The sequence below is a fragment of the Paenibacillus sp. JT31N11 genome (genome assembly GCF_056269285.1).
In genome coordinates this window covers 1-15673 of the sequence record NZ_JBWDNQ010000012.1, presented here as the reverse complement: position 1 = coordinate 15673, position 15673 = coordinate 1, and the positions used below count along the sequence as shown (strand labels likewise).

The 15673-nt window shown below is 42.7% G+C and carries 9 protein-coding genes and 2 pseudogenes; 2 read left to right on the top strand and 9 right to left on the bottom strand.

What is annotated here, in order from left to right:
• Window positions 1-140 precede the first annotated feature (140 nt).
• The 4 genes from AC0YNV_RS29905 to AC0YNV_RS29890 form a co-directional block, all read right to left on the bottom strand.
• Window positions 141-1022: a carbohydrate ABC transporter permease gene (locus AC0YNV_RS29905; RefSeq protein WP_475771289.1), complete on the bottom strand. Its 882-nt coding sequence runs from the start codon at window positions 1020-1022 to the stop codon at window positions 141-143.
• Window positions 1023-1024: 2 nt separating this feature from the next.
• Window positions 1025-1975: an ABC transporter permease gene (locus tag AC0YNV_RS29900; RefSeq protein WP_475771288.1), complete on the bottom strand. Its 951-nt coding sequence runs from the start codon at window positions 1973-1975 to the stop codon at window positions 1025-1027.
• Between the two features lie 89 nt (window positions 1976-2064).
• Window positions 2065-3627 (bottom strand): extracellular solute-binding protein, encoded by a 1563-nt coding sequence (locus tag AC0YNV_RS29895; RefSeq protein ID WP_475771287.1) that lies wholly within the window; start codon window positions 3625-3627, stop codon window positions 2065-2067.
• Between the two features lie 19 nt (window positions 3628-3646).
• The gene (locus tag AC0YNV_RS29890) at window positions 3647-6298 is read right to left on the bottom strand and encodes a hypothetical protein (RefSeq protein WP_475771286.1); all 2652 of its coding nucleotides are present in this window, start codon (window positions 6296-6298) and stop codon (window positions 3647-3649) included.
• Between the two features lie 908 nt (window positions 6299-7206).
• On the opposite strand from AC0YNV_RS29890, the gene AC0YNV_RS29885 reads away from it, so the two are divergent.
• On the top strand, window positions 7207-7899 hold the full coding sequence (locus AC0YNV_RS29885; RefSeq protein WP_475771285.1) for an FMN-dependent NADH-azoreductase: 693 nt from the start codon (window positions 7207-7209) through the stop codon (window positions 7897-7899).
• A gap of 703 nt (window positions 7900-8602) precedes the next feature.
• Here AC0YNV_RS29885 and AC0YNV_RS29880 read toward each other — a convergent pair.
• The 4 genes from AC0YNV_RS29880 to AC0YNV_RS29865 all read right to left on the bottom strand — a co-directional run bounded on the left by AC0YNV_RS29880 (window position 8603) and on the right by AC0YNV_RS29865 (window position 12770).
• Window positions 8603-9427, bottom strand: a complete 825-nt coding sequence (locus AC0YNV_RS29880) for a carbohydrate ABC transporter permease (protein ID WP_475771284.1) — start codon at window positions 9425-9427, stop codon at window positions 8603-8605.
• Entirely contained in the window at window positions 9427-10293 is an 867-nt protein-coding gene (locus AC0YNV_RS29875; protein ID WP_475771283.1) for a carbohydrate ABC transporter permease, read from the bottom strand. The genes AC0YNV_RS29880 and AC0YNV_RS29875 overlap by 1 nt, the downstream gene beginning before the upstream one ends.
• A 66-nt stretch (window positions 10294-10359) precedes the next feature.
• The gene (locus AC0YNV_RS29870) at window positions 10360-11637 is read right to left on the bottom strand and encodes an ABC transporter substrate-binding protein (protein WP_475771282.1); all 1278 of its coding nucleotides are present in this window, start codon (window positions 11635-11637) and stop codon (window positions 10360-10362) included.
• Between the two features lie 125 nt (window positions 11638-11762).
• Window positions 11763-12770 (bottom strand): LacI family DNA-binding transcriptional regulator, encoded by a 1008-nt coding sequence (locus AC0YNV_RS29865; RefSeq protein ID WP_475771281.1) that lies wholly within the window; start codon window positions 12768-12770, stop codon window positions 11763-11765.
• Window positions 12771-13604: 834 nt separating this feature from the next.
• On the opposite strand from AC0YNV_RS29865, the pseudogene AC0YNV_RS29860 reads away from it, so the two are divergent.
• Window positions 13605-14493 (top strand): annotated as a pseudogene (locus AC0YNV_RS29860) (IS110 family RNA-guided transposase); the annotation flags it as partial.
• Window positions 14494-15072: 579 nt separating this feature from the next.
• Here AC0YNV_RS29860 and AC0YNV_RS29855 read toward each other — a convergent pair.
• A pseudogene (locus tag AC0YNV_RS29855) lies at window positions 15073-15673 on the bottom strand (transposase); the annotation flags it as partial.

Here is a 15673-nt window from a genome sequence, read left to right as displayed (position 1 = left end):
GACTTCATTTTACACGAATCCATTCATGTACTTCTTTGTTTTTAGCTGTCGCACTTACTATTACAATCCATCAATTAATGACCAATAAGGCGTTCCCCGTAAGCTACTCATGAAATTGTTCAATGATAATCCATCCTTTCTTAACCCTTAACTGAGCCAAGAAGAACACCTTTGGCAAAATGCTTTTGTAAAAACGGATAAACGATCAAAATCGGTATTGTAGCTACTACGATGACTCCCATCTTGATGATATTAGAGGGAGGAGTAACGAAATCACTATCTACTGCATTAAGATCCCCCAGTCCACCGGATGAAGTAATGACAACCTGTCTTAGCCATACTTGAACGGGCCAGAGCTGGTTATCGTTGATATACAATATCGCGTGAAAAAACGTATTCCAATGAGCGACCGCATAAAATAAAGCAAACGTCGCAAGGACAGGTTTGGATAAAGGCAGAATAATTCTGATTAAAACACCAAGATCACTGCATCCGTCTATCCGAGATGCCTCCTCCAGTTCCTCCGGTATTTGTTGAAAAAAGTTTTTGATAATAATTAAATTGAATGCACTGATTAAAACTGGAAGCATTAAGGACCACAGCGTATTCAGAATGCCTACACTTTTTACAATCAAGTACGTTGGTATCATGCCTCCATTAAATAACATGGAGAAAACGATAAAACCCATCAAATATTGACGGCCGATTAAGTCTTTTTTGGCCAGCGGATAAGCCATGGTGTAGGTAAATGCTAAATTCAATAGTGTACCTAATACCGTGACGTAAATGGATATTCCTATACTGTTCGTAAATGTACTTGTGGAGAATATATATCGGTATCCATCAAGTGAAAACTGGGTTGGAAACCAAACAATTGGTTTACTTAAATATTCTTGTGTAGCCGTAAAAGAAGAGCCGATAATATATAAAAATGGTAGAAATGTGATCATAGCAATTAATATGCTCACTACGATATTCACCAAGTCAAACAAACGACTACCCCACGATTCTTGCCGCTGCATGTTTATAACACCCCCTCTTCACCAAGCCTTTTCGCAAATGAGTTGGCAAATACAATTAGAATCAGACCAAAAGCGGATTTAAATAGTCCGACTGCTGTACTATAACTAAATTGTCCCTGCTGCAAACCAATAGCGTATACATAGGTGTCAAATACTTCTGCTACTTCCCTATTCGTGGCGTTCATCATTAGAAAGATTTGTTCAAAACCAGTATCTAAGAAAGTACCCAACCGCAAAATAAGCAGGATTACGATGGTACTGCGAATGGCCGGTAAGGTAACATGCAGCAGCTGCTGCCATCGATTGGCGCCATCTATTTTAGATGCTTCATACAGGGATGGATCTATACCAGAAAGAGCCGCCATAAAAATGATGGTTCCCCACCCTGTTTCCTTCCAGATAATCTCCATAATATATAAAGGTCGAAACCATTCCTTACTTAGCAAAAAGTTAATTTGTTCTCCACCAAATGTAGTAATTAGTTGATTAGCAATGCCTTTATCCATGTCTAAGAGTACATATGTCATTCCTACTACAACGACCCACGAAATAAAATGCGGTACGTAAATAGCGGTCTGAACAAAACGTCGTAACAATTCATTTTTCAGCTCATTTAATAACAAAGCTATAATAATAGGAAGCGGAAAAAATAATAGGATATTTAAAATAGAAAGAATAAAGGTGTTCCGAAACAGAGCCCAAAACGTCGGGTCCATAAATAAACGTTCAAAATGTTGAAATCCTACCCACGGGCTTCCGAGGAAACCTGTGTAGGGCAAGTAATTTTTAAAGGCAATCAATACCCCCCACATCGGCAAATATTTAAATATTATAAAATATATAAATCCAGGTAATAGTAACATGTACAGCCATTTGCGCTTATAAATCTGTTGTACTTTCCTTCCCCAAGTCCAATATTTTTTGCTCTGTGTGATTTGCTGCTTTATTTCCATCAACGCACCTCCTTGAAGCATATTCGAAGTTTCTTCTCTGAACCCTTAAGTCCAGAGAAGAAACCTCAGAAAAAATTCAGTTAATTCGATTACTTTGCGGCCTTCGCATACAAATCGTTCATTTCTTTTATGACTTGATTACCGCCTGCGTTTTCCCAATCCTCTAAAGCCTGGTCCCATCCCTTTTTATCGATTTGTCCCAGTATATACTTCGTCCGTGCATCCTTCCATATTATGTCCATCTGTCCACTTTTTTGTGAGTAAGTTGGAGAAATGAAGGTAATTACAGGGTTCGGGACCAGCTTTTCTGTCATGGTTTTAATGACCTGATTGTATTCTGTTTGTTCCTGGGTAAGATTTCCTTCTATTGCCTCATTAATATCTCTAATTCTAAGACCACGTTCCCAGCGATAAACCTCCTTCTGGTAAGCATCATTCTGTTCGGGTGTGCGAGTGGCTTTACCATCCTGCATGGTGTAATGAACATTTTCAATTCCCCAGACAAATAAATTTTGAATTTCGTCGCTACACAAATCATCCAAAAATTTCAGGACCCGTTTCAAATCTGCTTCCGTTTTAACTGCTGATTTCGAGATAAAGAAGCTGCCATTATTGCCGGTATTCAGTTTGGACCGAACACCCTTTTCTTCTTTCTCCAAACCAGCGAAAGTCCCCATAACAGCCTTGGGTTCAATTTTTTTCAAAGGATCGAAATAGGTGATCTGTTCTGGGTCGGAAAAAATCATCCCCGCTTTATTCTTATTAACAAGATCCCATATTCCTGCTAAGTCAATCAAAGCAAAATCCTGGTTCATCAACTTTTCTGCATATAATTTATGGTAAAAATCCAGGACTCTAAAATATTCTTTGGAGAACATGGTCGGTGTTACCTCGCCATCAACCACATCCCAACCGTTGCCGCCTCCAATGGTCGTCACGAGATAATCAAACCGATTAAGGTCTTTCATTTCTGCGAGACCTACGGTGTCATTCTGTCCGTTTTTATCAGGATTATTTAGTGTAAACGCTTTAATGACATTGTACAGCTCATCTAAGTTTTGCGGTCGCTGTAGGCCTAGATCATTCAACCAGTCTTGGCGAAATATAAACCCATCCTTCACAATCGGACGTGTCCTCGGAATCGAATATAACTTTCCATCCACTTTAATGTTATCGAGAACTAGTGGATTAATTTTGTTTAGATGAGGAAAGTCTTTTAGGTACGGACCGATTTCCCAAAATGCTCCTGCTTGTATAGCATTAACAACGGTAGGTGCTTTTTGATCTGTAATCAGTAACAATGAAGGTAAGTCACCTGATGCTAGAATGGAGTTAACCTTTTCTGAATAATTACTTCCGGGAGCCCAGTTGATTTGCAAAGTGGTGTTTGTAAATTTTTGAATTCGATTCAGAACTTCTCCATTAACTGGTGGCTCATTCCCATCGAACAAATTAAATATATTAAGTTTAAGCGGTTCTTCTTTTGATGCATTTGTTGAGTTTTTCGTTTCGTCTTTACCATTATTGGAATTATTTGAATCAGGAGCCGAGCTGCTTGTCGTGTTTGTCTCCGTACCACTACTACAAGCCACTAATATTGTGATAAACATCATGCAGGCAATCATCAAGCTAATGCCGCGCTTGAAAGTCATAGTCGGACCTCCTCATGTTTTATTGTTGACTCAGCGTAAAATAAGGTTGATTGGATAGATCCTCTTCAAATCCCGGGACAATGCAGGCCTCTCCCGCGCCATTTATCAATTCAAAAAAATAAATGAGCGAGTAATTTGAATCTGTGTAGTTACCTGGGATTTCCGCTTTATATTCGTTTTCCGCTCCCTGCATTTCCGCTACAACATACGTTTCAGATTGGTTAATATGACGGTAGTGCAAGGTTACACGTATCCCTTTACTATCGTCTGGAAACTTAATTTTAATCTCTACCTGTTCTCCCCTTTGGAAAGGTCCGGGCTGAGAATGATAGTAGTCTGGGCGAGTCAGCGTAGAGTCAATTTGTAAACCTTCCAGTACGTCTTTAATTTCATTATTTTCGTTAGTGCTTTGCTCTTTTATTTGGTTATATTTTGATTCCAAAGCAGTAATATCATCTTCAATATCTCTCAGCCGATCTTTCCAATGTCCTCGCATGTGAGATTTAAAGCCAAATGTAATGTCTTCTCGGTATACGTCTTTGGTTGCATTTATAATTTGGAGCCATGCATTTTTTGCTGCATTGTAAGAACTTATTGCTCGCTGAAGTAATTCTTGGTTGGCTGTACGCTCAAACAGTGCGTATGCTACTCCCGCACGGAATTTATTTGCAAAGAAACGGCCTATTCCGATTTGAGCAGCAACATCAATGTATAATCGACGGAAAGAAGGTAACTGGGGATCATGGATGACTGCCATTGCTTCTTTCAATTGAAGTTCCGCCTTATTTGCCAAATGCTCAAGACGGTTGGCAACATGAATTGGAGAATACTTACCTTTGGGTTTGCCCTGCAAAATGTCATCCGCAAATTCGTCTATACCATAAAAGAGGGCAGGATCTAATGGACTAACTGAGCCAAATGTTTTAGGCTTCGGGGTATCTCCATAAGGTGAAGGTTTTCCCCCTTTGATCAAGGTCATATTGGTATACATTTCTGTCCAATAGCCATTATGTGCTGCAGAAGGAAGATGGGAAGAAGTGATAAGTGGAAGAATTCGACTCGCGAAAGCAAGTGATTCTTCACAAGCTTTGGAAGCTTCACCAAATTCACTCTTAAGGTATCTGTGCCAAGTTTCAGGATCGGCCTCCGGATTGTACTGTAGTCTACCCCATAATCTATAATAATAAGAATACTTCTTCCAAGCATCGTTGTTCCCTAGTTGAAGAGCGGGATCAGCATATGGGTCTCGTGCGTCCGGGTATCCAGAACCTTTTCTTGCCTTAAAGCTAAGCGGTTCCATAATTTCTATTCCCTGACTACCGTCGAAATTTCCATAGCGTCCATAACCCGCAGCAATAGCAGGATCCCCCCACAACAATAGTCGCTGTGTTCCTGGGAAAATTCGATATATTAAACCATAAGGACGGTCATTTCGTAAAAAGTCAGCATATCCATAGCGGGTATATCGTCTTTCCCCAAAGGTTGTTGACCATTCTTTAGGAAGCCCTGTTGACTCCGGCACGACCCGTTCTAGTTCCCGAATTGCAGCCTGGTGGTATGGTAATCCCATATGTTCTGCATGGTATTTGGCGGAAACTATAATCGGCATTTTCGTATCCAGCGCCACTTGAAGCATCTCATTATATATTCCCTTTGCGTGGAGGTCGATCTCAAGTTGTCGTCCCGTTTGGAGAACTCCATCTAAAACAACCTTCCAAAACTCATGCGCGGGCTCTGGAATTCCACTTTCATAATGAACCCTTAATGTAATTCCATCAATATCTGGACATTCATTTAGTAAAGCGGCCAATGCATCACGGCAATAGGCTGGGTGATTCTCTGGAGTAATACCTTCAATAACATAGTTGAGATCGGGGCTATCACTAATGTTGTAATCATGAGTCCAAAGGGCTAACTGAAACTGAATTCCTCTGCGCTTAGCTTCTCGGCTAATAAACCGAAGCATTTCCAAATTATGTTCACGCTCTTTGGTCGGAAGCCTTCGAGCATAAACGTTATAATTAGGAATAGAGACAAAGAACGGATACGCAAAGCAAAAGTAATTATCCTGCATATTCGGATCATGACCGTTATCATGTCCCATACCTAAAGCTAAGTTAAATTTATTAAACCGGTGAGTGGCTAGTTCCGTCAAGTATTCATTCCAGAAGTTCTTATCATAAAACCAAGGTTTGTCTTCGACTTCATTGGAAAAAAGTCGCTTTACACTGCGAATGGGAGTGGTCGGCTGATCCACAAGACGAGTGATCTTATTTAATTCACCAACTGCATCAAAGCAATGATTTACTCGATCTGCAAGTTCAAGCAAAGCGTAGACAAAGCCCCGAGTATCCGTTCCGGACACAACTAAGCAGGGATGTCCGTTCCATAGTTCTCTGACAATGCCAAATGATTCAGCTCTGTCGGGAATGGTAACTCCAGCTTTTTGGACAATTTGTTGAGCTGGCTGTGTATTCATATCTGATACGATAACACACAGTACACCACGCGGAACATCTTCCACTTGATTAGCCTCATATAAGACGACGTCATGCTTTTTTAATGAATTCACGAAGTATCCCAAAGCCCAGTTTACTGCTCTTTTTGAAGCAACCGTATCAGTTGAACCCCAAACTACCGCAACATGTTGATCAAACGTTTCTTGAACCATTGTTCTCCTCCTTTAATTAGGAATCGTCTCTTTGGCTTTCATGCAAAGTGTACTTTTTTTCCTAAATTACCGTCTATAATCATTTTTGTTTTTTTATATTTCAGGCGTTAAGTACTTTGGTGGGCAAATAAGCATTTATTAACAAGATCATAATCATTAAAGAAAATATTGTGCGTTACATCAGCCCTGACCCGCCGCCATGTCCAATTACCCCTTCTTTTCCGGCAACGCTTTTAACGCTTCGTCATATTTGCGCCGGGCATGTGCCCAGAATCGACTAGTGTAACACCAGCCTCGTTAAGTGTTTCCAGTCACACTTACTCGGACTCAGTTCAGGGTAGTAACCGTAAATTAAGACAACTGTCATCTTTTCATAAACACCCTCCATTAACTGTATAACCGGCAAATGACTAAATTTTAATTTTTTAAAATTAATTGCTTATCTTACGAAGTTTAAGAATTTTTAAAGTTACAAAGGCGTCCCAGATGTCGCCTGCCGATGCTAGATATTGCCCTGAACGTCGGTCTGCTATGTTTTGTATATTGCGGATGTTATGCTCATTATTGATATTTTTATTCGCTTTTGTTTATGGAATCGTCCTTTGCAAAGAAGGCCCGTGCATCCTTACGTGTCTCCGCGGGCAAAACAGAATCCAACTCCTCCTCCAGCCAGGACAATTTCTTACTGCGTAAATAATTTTGCATAGTCTCTTCGGCTTGGAGCATAACTAAATTAATTGAGCAGGAGCTCGTGGAAACTGTACAGTCTGAACAGTCGCGATTGCGATATGGATAGCCCTTATCCTTAATGTTCTAGCACTGGAAAATCGGCATTGCTGTATATTGGAGTCGAATGGTATCGGCGACTAAATACATCGCCAATTAAAAACAAATTTAGGAGTGGGAAAATGGAAAGATTACTTGTTATCAATGCGCATGCCACTGTTGATTCCCCTGATTCAGTTAGTCTTGAAGTCGGCAAACATTTTATTGAGAACTACCGCAAGATGAATCCGAACGAATCGATCGAGCAAATTGATCTGTATGGCGAAGAAATTCCGGAAGTTAACAGCACCGTTCTGAGCGCTTGGGGGAAATTTGCATCTGGTGGAGAGTTGAAGGACGAAGAGAAACGCGTTAGCATCAAAATGAACGGAATTTTGCAGCAATTCAATAGCGCGAAAAAATACGTGATCATCATGCCGCTTCACAACTGGAATATCCCCTCCCGGCTTAAGGATTACATGGATAACATCATGATCGCCCGCGAAACGTTCAAATATACGGAAAATGGCGGAGTAGGTTTGCTAACTGACGGACGTAGTCTACTCGTGATTCAAGGAAGTGGCGGTATCTACACGAATAACGACTGGTATGCAGATAACGAATTCTCACACAAGTACCTCAAATCTATGTTTAACTTCCTCGGCGTTAAGGATTACCAAATTATCCGAGCTCAAGGTACAAACTTGCTTGACAAAGCAAACGTGCTGGATAAAGCAAAAAATGAGGCCCAAGAAAGCGGCAGCGCGTCTGGCAAAGAAAGTAACTGTCTAGCCGTATCTAATGCCATTTGTGACCATCTCTATAGTCGAGGATAAAATAAAGCGATCGTTTCCGAAAGGAAATGATCGCTTCTCTATTGATAATGTCTGCATCTGAATGAATAGTTACCAACGTGATTAAAAACGGTTACTCATGGTACGTAGAAGCTGTGATTTCTAAGCTCATAATATTAATCGTTTACTATTTGTTCGAGTCATCCTGGAAGAAGAAATACACGGATAGAGGCATTCGTAAGATAAACCTATCTTCCCACAAATTGCGCCATTTTGACCTGGCTTAAAAAGCAAGGCATCGATGACGCTCTGATCGTTGGAAGTTTATTCGAAGCTGGCAATTACGGATGCTCAAATCGAATATAACGAGTTAATTAATAAATTCGCAATTTAATCCATACGATTGCAAGTGGTGTCAGTTACGCTGGTATTACCCATTTACGGAGGATAGATAGGCGATGAATGTAAACGGTCATAACGTCAGCTGCACCTGGCCCGGGAAATGACGGCAGTTGAACGCGCCCAATGAGCGGCTTCCTTGACCTTTATTGTCATAGACGATCTGGGTGATGACGAAAATAAAAAAAGACCCGCATAGCTAGCGGGTTGGAATGGGACTATGGCTCGGTGACTTTGGAACCCTCGTCGATTCTAATGGCTGCCCGTCGTGATTGGACGACGCTTTCTTTCCACCATGTTCTCTTCTTAATAAATCTCCTATTTATTGCCGCCGATCTCTGATCTCTTACTTCACGGCGCCTTGGGTAATCCCGTTAATAATCCATTTCTGAACGAACAAATAGACGACAACCATCGGTGCCAGCGCAAGCAAGTAGGAAGCGAAGGCAAGGTTGAAATCAGTGCTGAACTGTCCTTGGAAAACATACTGAACGAGCGGAAGCGTATAGGATTCCGGCTTACCCAAAATGATAAGCGGCAGCATGAAATCATTCCATGTCGACAGACAGCTCAAAATGGCTATCGTTGCGTTAATCGGCGCAAGTAGAGGGAAAATCACGCGCCAGAATGTTCCATATGTGCTAGCGCCATCTACCGTAGCTGCTTCTTCCAGTTCAATCGGAATGGAGCGAATGTACCCGACATATACGAATACATTGAATGCGAGTCCATAAACAATGTAAAGGATGACCAATCCGGGGATGTTGTTCATATGCAATTTCGTCGTCAGCTGGACCACTGGCAGCATAATGATTTGGAACGGAATGAACATCGCGCTGATAAAATAAAAGTAAAGCCCCTTAAAAAATTTCTTGTCCATATTGCGGGCAACCGCGTAAGAAACGAGCGAGTTAGTGAGCAGTATGATACCCACGGAACATACGGTGATGATCGTGCTGTTCTTGAGAGCGCCGAAGAAATTCGTCGCTTTGATCGCATTTGCGAAATTCTCGAAGTGCAGCCCCGTAGGCAGCGCAAAGATCGAATTCGCCATTTCCTCGGGGTTCTTAAGGGCAATGGATATCGTCATATATAATGGAATTAATATCAACACAGAACCAATGGCGATTAATAACGTGACTCCCCAGTTCGTGGAATGTTCTTTGTTCATTACGATTCCATCTCCTGTTTCTGCAAAAATTTAAGCTGGGTAATGGAAATGGCGACGATCACGATAAAGTAAATGACGGCATTGGCGGATTGATAGGCGAATTCGCCGCCTTGAAAGCCTCCTTGGTAAATCAACAAAGCAATCGATTGAGTCGCCCGGCCGGGACCTCCGCCGGTAAGAGCCACGATCTGGTCGAACACCATTAGGCCATTTTTCATGGCTAACACCATATTGATCGTGAAAAAGCCAGCAAGCATAGGGAATGTAATTTTCCAAAACGTTGTCCACTTTCCGGCACCGTCTAAATCAGATGCTTCGTAGAGATCCTTCGGAATCGTTTGAAGTCCTGCCAAATACAAAATCGTGTTAAATGCGATACCCTGCCAGACAGATACGATGACGATTCCTACCCATGCCCATTTTTCGTTGCCCAGAATATTGGAGGACAGGACATCGCTGCCTAATTTCTCCCCAAGCAGAGGGAAGACATTAGAAAAAATGTAATTAAAGATATAACCAATGATTAGAACCCCAAGAATATTAGGCAAAAAATAAATGCCTCGAAATAAATTGCGGAATTTAATGCGCGAGTTGAGGCCGAGTGCAATCAATAGACTCAAGACGTTAATTAAGACGGTGATGACTAGAGCATACTTAAAAGTAAATAAGTAGGAGTTTAGAACATTGTCGTCCTTAAACAAAGCGGTGTAATTGTTAAATCCGATAAAACGGTATCCTTCGCTGAAACCATCCCAGTTCGTAAAGGAATAAAAAATGCCTTGCAAGGCCGGATATGTATGGAGTAGGAAAAACAGGAGAAGCGCCGGAACGGTCATACTATAGAACGCGGCTTGTCGTCTGGTCATGATGAACCTCCTTAGTTAAAAGAGGAGAGCGTCATACGACGCTCTTCCTCCATCTTAGCCGCAATCTTACTTACGACTTGCAACTTTATCCCATTCGGTATCAAGCTCTTTCACATAAGCATCCACGTCTTTCTTTGCGTAAAAGCTTTGAATGATCGTGTCGGCTTTAACAGCGGTCGGAATGTAATGATCCGAGAAATCAACGATATTGCCGCTTTCGAATGCAGTATTCAGACCTTGCACGCTTGCATCGGATTGACTCACGCCTTTTATAGCAGAGAATGCTTTTTGCTCATCGATGTACGATTGGATATTTTCAGGCTGCAGAAGGAACGTGATGAATTTTTTGGCTTCTTCTGGATTCGGGGTATCCTTGGAAATGGTCAACAGCGTATCCACACCTGAGAGTACTTTATTCTGAGCAGGATCATTCGTTGCCGGGAACGGGAAGACGCCCAGTTGAACTTGTGGGTTGGCTTTGAGAATTTCCGGAATCGCCCATACCCCTTGCAAATACATGGCGGATTCGCCTTTAGCGAATGCGACATTACCGTCATTGTAAGTCTTTCCTGCCATATCCTTCTGGCCGAAGTCAAGCAGCTTCAACTGCTTGTCGGCGACTTCACGAAACTCGGGACTGTCGAATTTAACGGAGCCTTCCGCACGTTTTGCATAAAAATCGATTCCAACAATGGAGGAAAGGGAGTTGAATGAGTTAAGTACCGTCCAGGAATCTTTGTTCGTCATGTAGATGGGAGTTTTACCGGCATCTTTAATTTTTTGAGCCATCGTGACTAATTCATCCCAGGTTGTAGGAATCGTTAGACCCAGGTCCGTGAAAATTTGTTTGTTATAAATGATCCCGCTTGCGTTGGCGGAAAACGGAATTCCATTCAGTTGGTCTGATCCCGTTAATTTCTTCAACATATCGACGTATGCGGGCTGAAGGTTAGTAGTTAATGGATCACCGGTAAAATCTGTGAATAATCCCGAATTGGCCAGCTGCGCGTAAGTAGCCGTCGCACCCATTCCAATGATGTCGGGTACGTCTTTTTTCGCCACTCGAGTTTTAAGGACGGTTTCCGCATCCGGCGGGTTCACTTGGGTTACGACAATGTTAGGATTGGCGTCGTTGAATTTTTTTATTAATTTGTCAAAGGTTGCTTTCGCTTCCGGCTTGTTTTGGAAGAATTCCAGTTTTACTGTTTTCCCGGTGTCAGCCCCGGCAGCGGAACTCCCAGCATTGGTGCTTCCCTCGTTATTGTCCTTCGTACTGCTTCCACATCCGGCAAGTGCCAACAAAAGGAGTGCGCTTACAAGAACTATCGATGTTATCTTTCGCATGTCCATTACCCTCCAAGTTTTATGTTAAATTGTTTACGTAAACGATTACCTATCGATAACCTCACCACCTTAAAAAACTCTGATTCAACGCTAAAAAACGGAATATCTTCCTTATTAATGATTCCCTAAAGGTGAGGTTTCAATTCCCTAACAGTTTTCCTTTCCACAATATGATGCATCACAATGCTGCTCGTTACGGGATTCGAGGTCTCGATCATTGAAATGAGCTTCTCTGAAGCCAACTTTCCCATATTATTCAATGGTTGATGAATGGTCGTCAGAGCAGGAAACACCATTTGGGCGATAACGAGGTCATCATAACCGATGATGGATAGGTCTTCAGGAATACGGATACCCCTCTCGAGCGCGACTCCCATGGCTCCAATCGCCATTTCATCGCTAGCCGCAAACAAGGCTGTAAACGGTGCTACCTCATCCAGCAGCTTTCTCATCGCTTTACGGCCGCCTTCCAAGAGGAAATCACCGTAGGCGATTCGAGATTCATGGAATGCAATGCCGTTATCCGACAGAGCCTGACAATATCCTTCTACCCGGGGAAGTCCCGCTATGGGATCCGATTGCGTGCCAGCAATCATGGTAATTTCGCGATGGCCTTTCTGAATCAAATATTCTGTCGCTTGATAAGAGGCTTGACGATCATCCACTTTAATATAAGGAATCAAGTGTTTGTGAGATTGGTTATTCACCAGAACGACAGGAACTCTCATGTCTTTGAGCACCTGATAATATTCATCCTTCAGTTCCTCACTCGCGAAGACAATTCCATCTACCTGCTTCTCCCGAAGCACCTGCAAATATTTCATCGTCCTCTTTCCATCCGTATTGCATACGATTACGCTGAAGCCTTTTTCATGGGCAACTTCCTCGACCCCATGCAGCAAACCGGCGGAAAAATGGCTAGAGACATTAGGAAATAAAACGCCAATCGTTTGGGTCCGCTTATTGATCAGTCCCCTTGCAATGGCATTGGGCTGATACCCTAGCTCCTCAATCGCTTCTAACACTTTTTGTTTTGTGTTATCCGAGTAACCTGAGAGATTATGAAGAACTCTTGAAACCGTAGCGACTGAAACATTAGCTGCTTTTGCTACATCTTTAATGGTTGGTATCATATCAAAACCTTCTTTACTTTGAACGTAAACGTTTACTTAAATAATAAGTATGTCCCTCACATCTGTCAACCCGTTAATTATTGATACCCTGTCCGTCTACGACGGAATCCTGAATATGGCTTATAGGAATGAGGTAGAAGAACGTGTTGTGATGTCCTCGTTGCGGGTCGGAGAACGTTGGAAACTCTCTATTTGAAACCACAACGAGGCTGCCTCGGAGAACGATCGGCAACCTTGTCGTTGTTTAGGTTATTTGCTATCGTGCTTCGTTAGCCAACAAATGGATGTGATTATTGACGACGTTATACTGCCGCTCTGGATTCTGATATTTTGCAGAAACTCGTCAATACCCCCTCCATATTTCGTCCCAATAGATCATTTCATGGAACATACCAAAAATTATTTTATGATATCTTGGCACGCAAAACAAGCCTATTTTTCAACGTGCCGAAAAGTATGCTTGTTGGCAAATTAAAATGAGACATGAAAAGAGCTGTGTGGGCTTCTGAACGGTTTTGGTAGGATCATGGATGGCTCGAACATACCTTAGAAGGCTGTCTAGGACGATGTTATGTTAGTAGTTGTCAGGGGTAGTTCGCACCTTTTTCGTGCTAATCGTTTTCAACTATGCCGTAGGCACTTCCATCGAACGACTAGGAAAGAACTTGAAGAGCGTCTTAAATTTGTATGTCAACGTGTGGGTCGTCCTGGCTATCTTCCTGCCGATCGGGTTGGCAACCGGAGCATTTACAATCGATGTTACCCGGTTGTTATTGAATATTTTAGGACTCGAAAACTCCTTTAATGATGTTTGGTGGTTCGTACAAGTCTATATCATTTTTGTTATGTTCTCACCTAACTTGGTTAGACAATATTATACCTTGGTATGATACTAAGACTAGAGGAGTGCAATTATTAAACCTCCGCCATCTTACAAGACAACATGAATCGGTAACGGGTCAGTTTGTTCAGATCAAACTTCAATTCCAAGCGGTATACGATCAGGTGTTCCCAGAGTTTAAGGGCGTATACGGGGCTTTGTACGCTGCGGTGTCTCTGCAAACCTTGTTGGAATTCCCGGCGTCTGAGGCTGTACTTTTAGTGCCGGAGAAGCTAAATTAACGGAGAGGATTGCGGCTTTATGTACTCGCCGCACGGAAGAATGGGCTAGAGAAAAGGCACAGCTCCTTATGGCAGCGGCAATTCGAAATCCATTTCGCAAAGCACCCTACCAAAGTCATTTGTGTGTATGCATATGTACAGCAGCATGCTGCTCCATTATAAAGAGCATCTATCGACCCTCGAAAAGCAAATAGATACTCTCGCTAATGAAGTAGAGGAATATGAGATTATTCAATCCATCCCCGGCATCGGAGAAAAAATCGCGGCAACGATTATCTCTGAAGTTGGTGAGATCGATCGGTTTAATCACCCAAAGAAGCTCGTTGCCTTCGTTGGCGTTGATCCTAGTGTTCATATCTCGGGTAAGTTTACTGCCACAATGAATCGGATCACAAAACGTGGCTCCAGCAGACTCAGGCATGCCTTGTACATGGCGGTACTGTGCGGGCTGAGGCGTACCGGGAGTAAGAAACTCAAAGCCTTTTACGACAAAAAAATGGCTGAGGGGAAACCCCACAAAGTAGCGATGATCGCCTGTGTGAACAAGTTGCTGCATTGGATCTTTGCCATGCTTAACGGAAAGAAGCTTTCCTCGAGTTAATTTAATTGGAAAACAAACGAAACCCGTGAAAAACCTTCCAACTCATCATTGGAGGGTTATTTGGCATGCATACTAATTAGTATAGCGTCATCTTCCCCAGCTTTTATTGAAAAATCTTGACAAGATATTAGCTGGTTTAGTTGAGAAAACGACAGCCTTTAGCTGACTGCCGTTTCTTCGAGTTTATTGAGCTCCCTCGGTACGATTAAGTTTTCTCACGAATGCTCGCTTATTCGCAGGATTTCACCCTTGTTAGACATGTATGAAGGACGTTCGGGTGACCACTTCATAGACCTGGACAACATGAAGGCGTGAGGAAATAGAGGGGGGAGATTGAAACCCCATATTCTTCCATATCCTGCACGTATTCTCCACGCCGCCCCTGGAGGTTCTCACTCCCATGTCTCAACGGGTCTATGCCCTCTCATTCCTTCGTTACACCTGTCCAAGGGGTGGAGGCCGGTCTTGCTATCGTTACGGGTCGGTGCCCTTTGGTTTAACGCATCCGGTACGCCGTGCTTTCTTTGAAATCCCGCGAATAAGCCAAAATTCGTGCAACATAACGGTAATAAGTATCGATTAAGCTGCTTGCTGGATCGGCATCGTTTTAGGAGCGTTGTAGGCCTCGCCGCTGCGAGCCATTCCAACTAATATTCTTGCTAATTTGCCGCATAACTTCATAATGGACCTCATCTTCTTCATCTTCTTTACCTATACATTGTAGGCATGCATCGCTTTAAACTCCGGATTGTTCGCGACTAAACTCATCGTCATCATAAAGATAAATCGTCGAAGGCGAGATCGTCCTCGTTTGCTAATCTTCATCTGTCCCGTCCATTTGCCTGAGCTGGCTTCTGCGAGATTGAGACCGGCATGCCGCAGTAAGGCATTCCCATGAACAAAGCCGCTTAAATCCCCTGCCTCACCCAGAATACCGGCTAGTGAAATGGCATTAATCCCTTTGACAGCAAGCATAAATTTCGCAAATGGAATCCGTTCTAAAACGGCAACAATCTCCGTCTCTACTGTTTCTAACTGCAGGCAAGCAAGATCGTACTCATCGAGAAGCTGCTTCAAGTGAAGCTTGTAGGCATGCAAGGCCTGCTTAGAACCCACAGAACGGCTAGCAAGAGCGATAAGGGCTCGGGCTTTTCGCTCACCAGCATGCCGTTTCATCAGT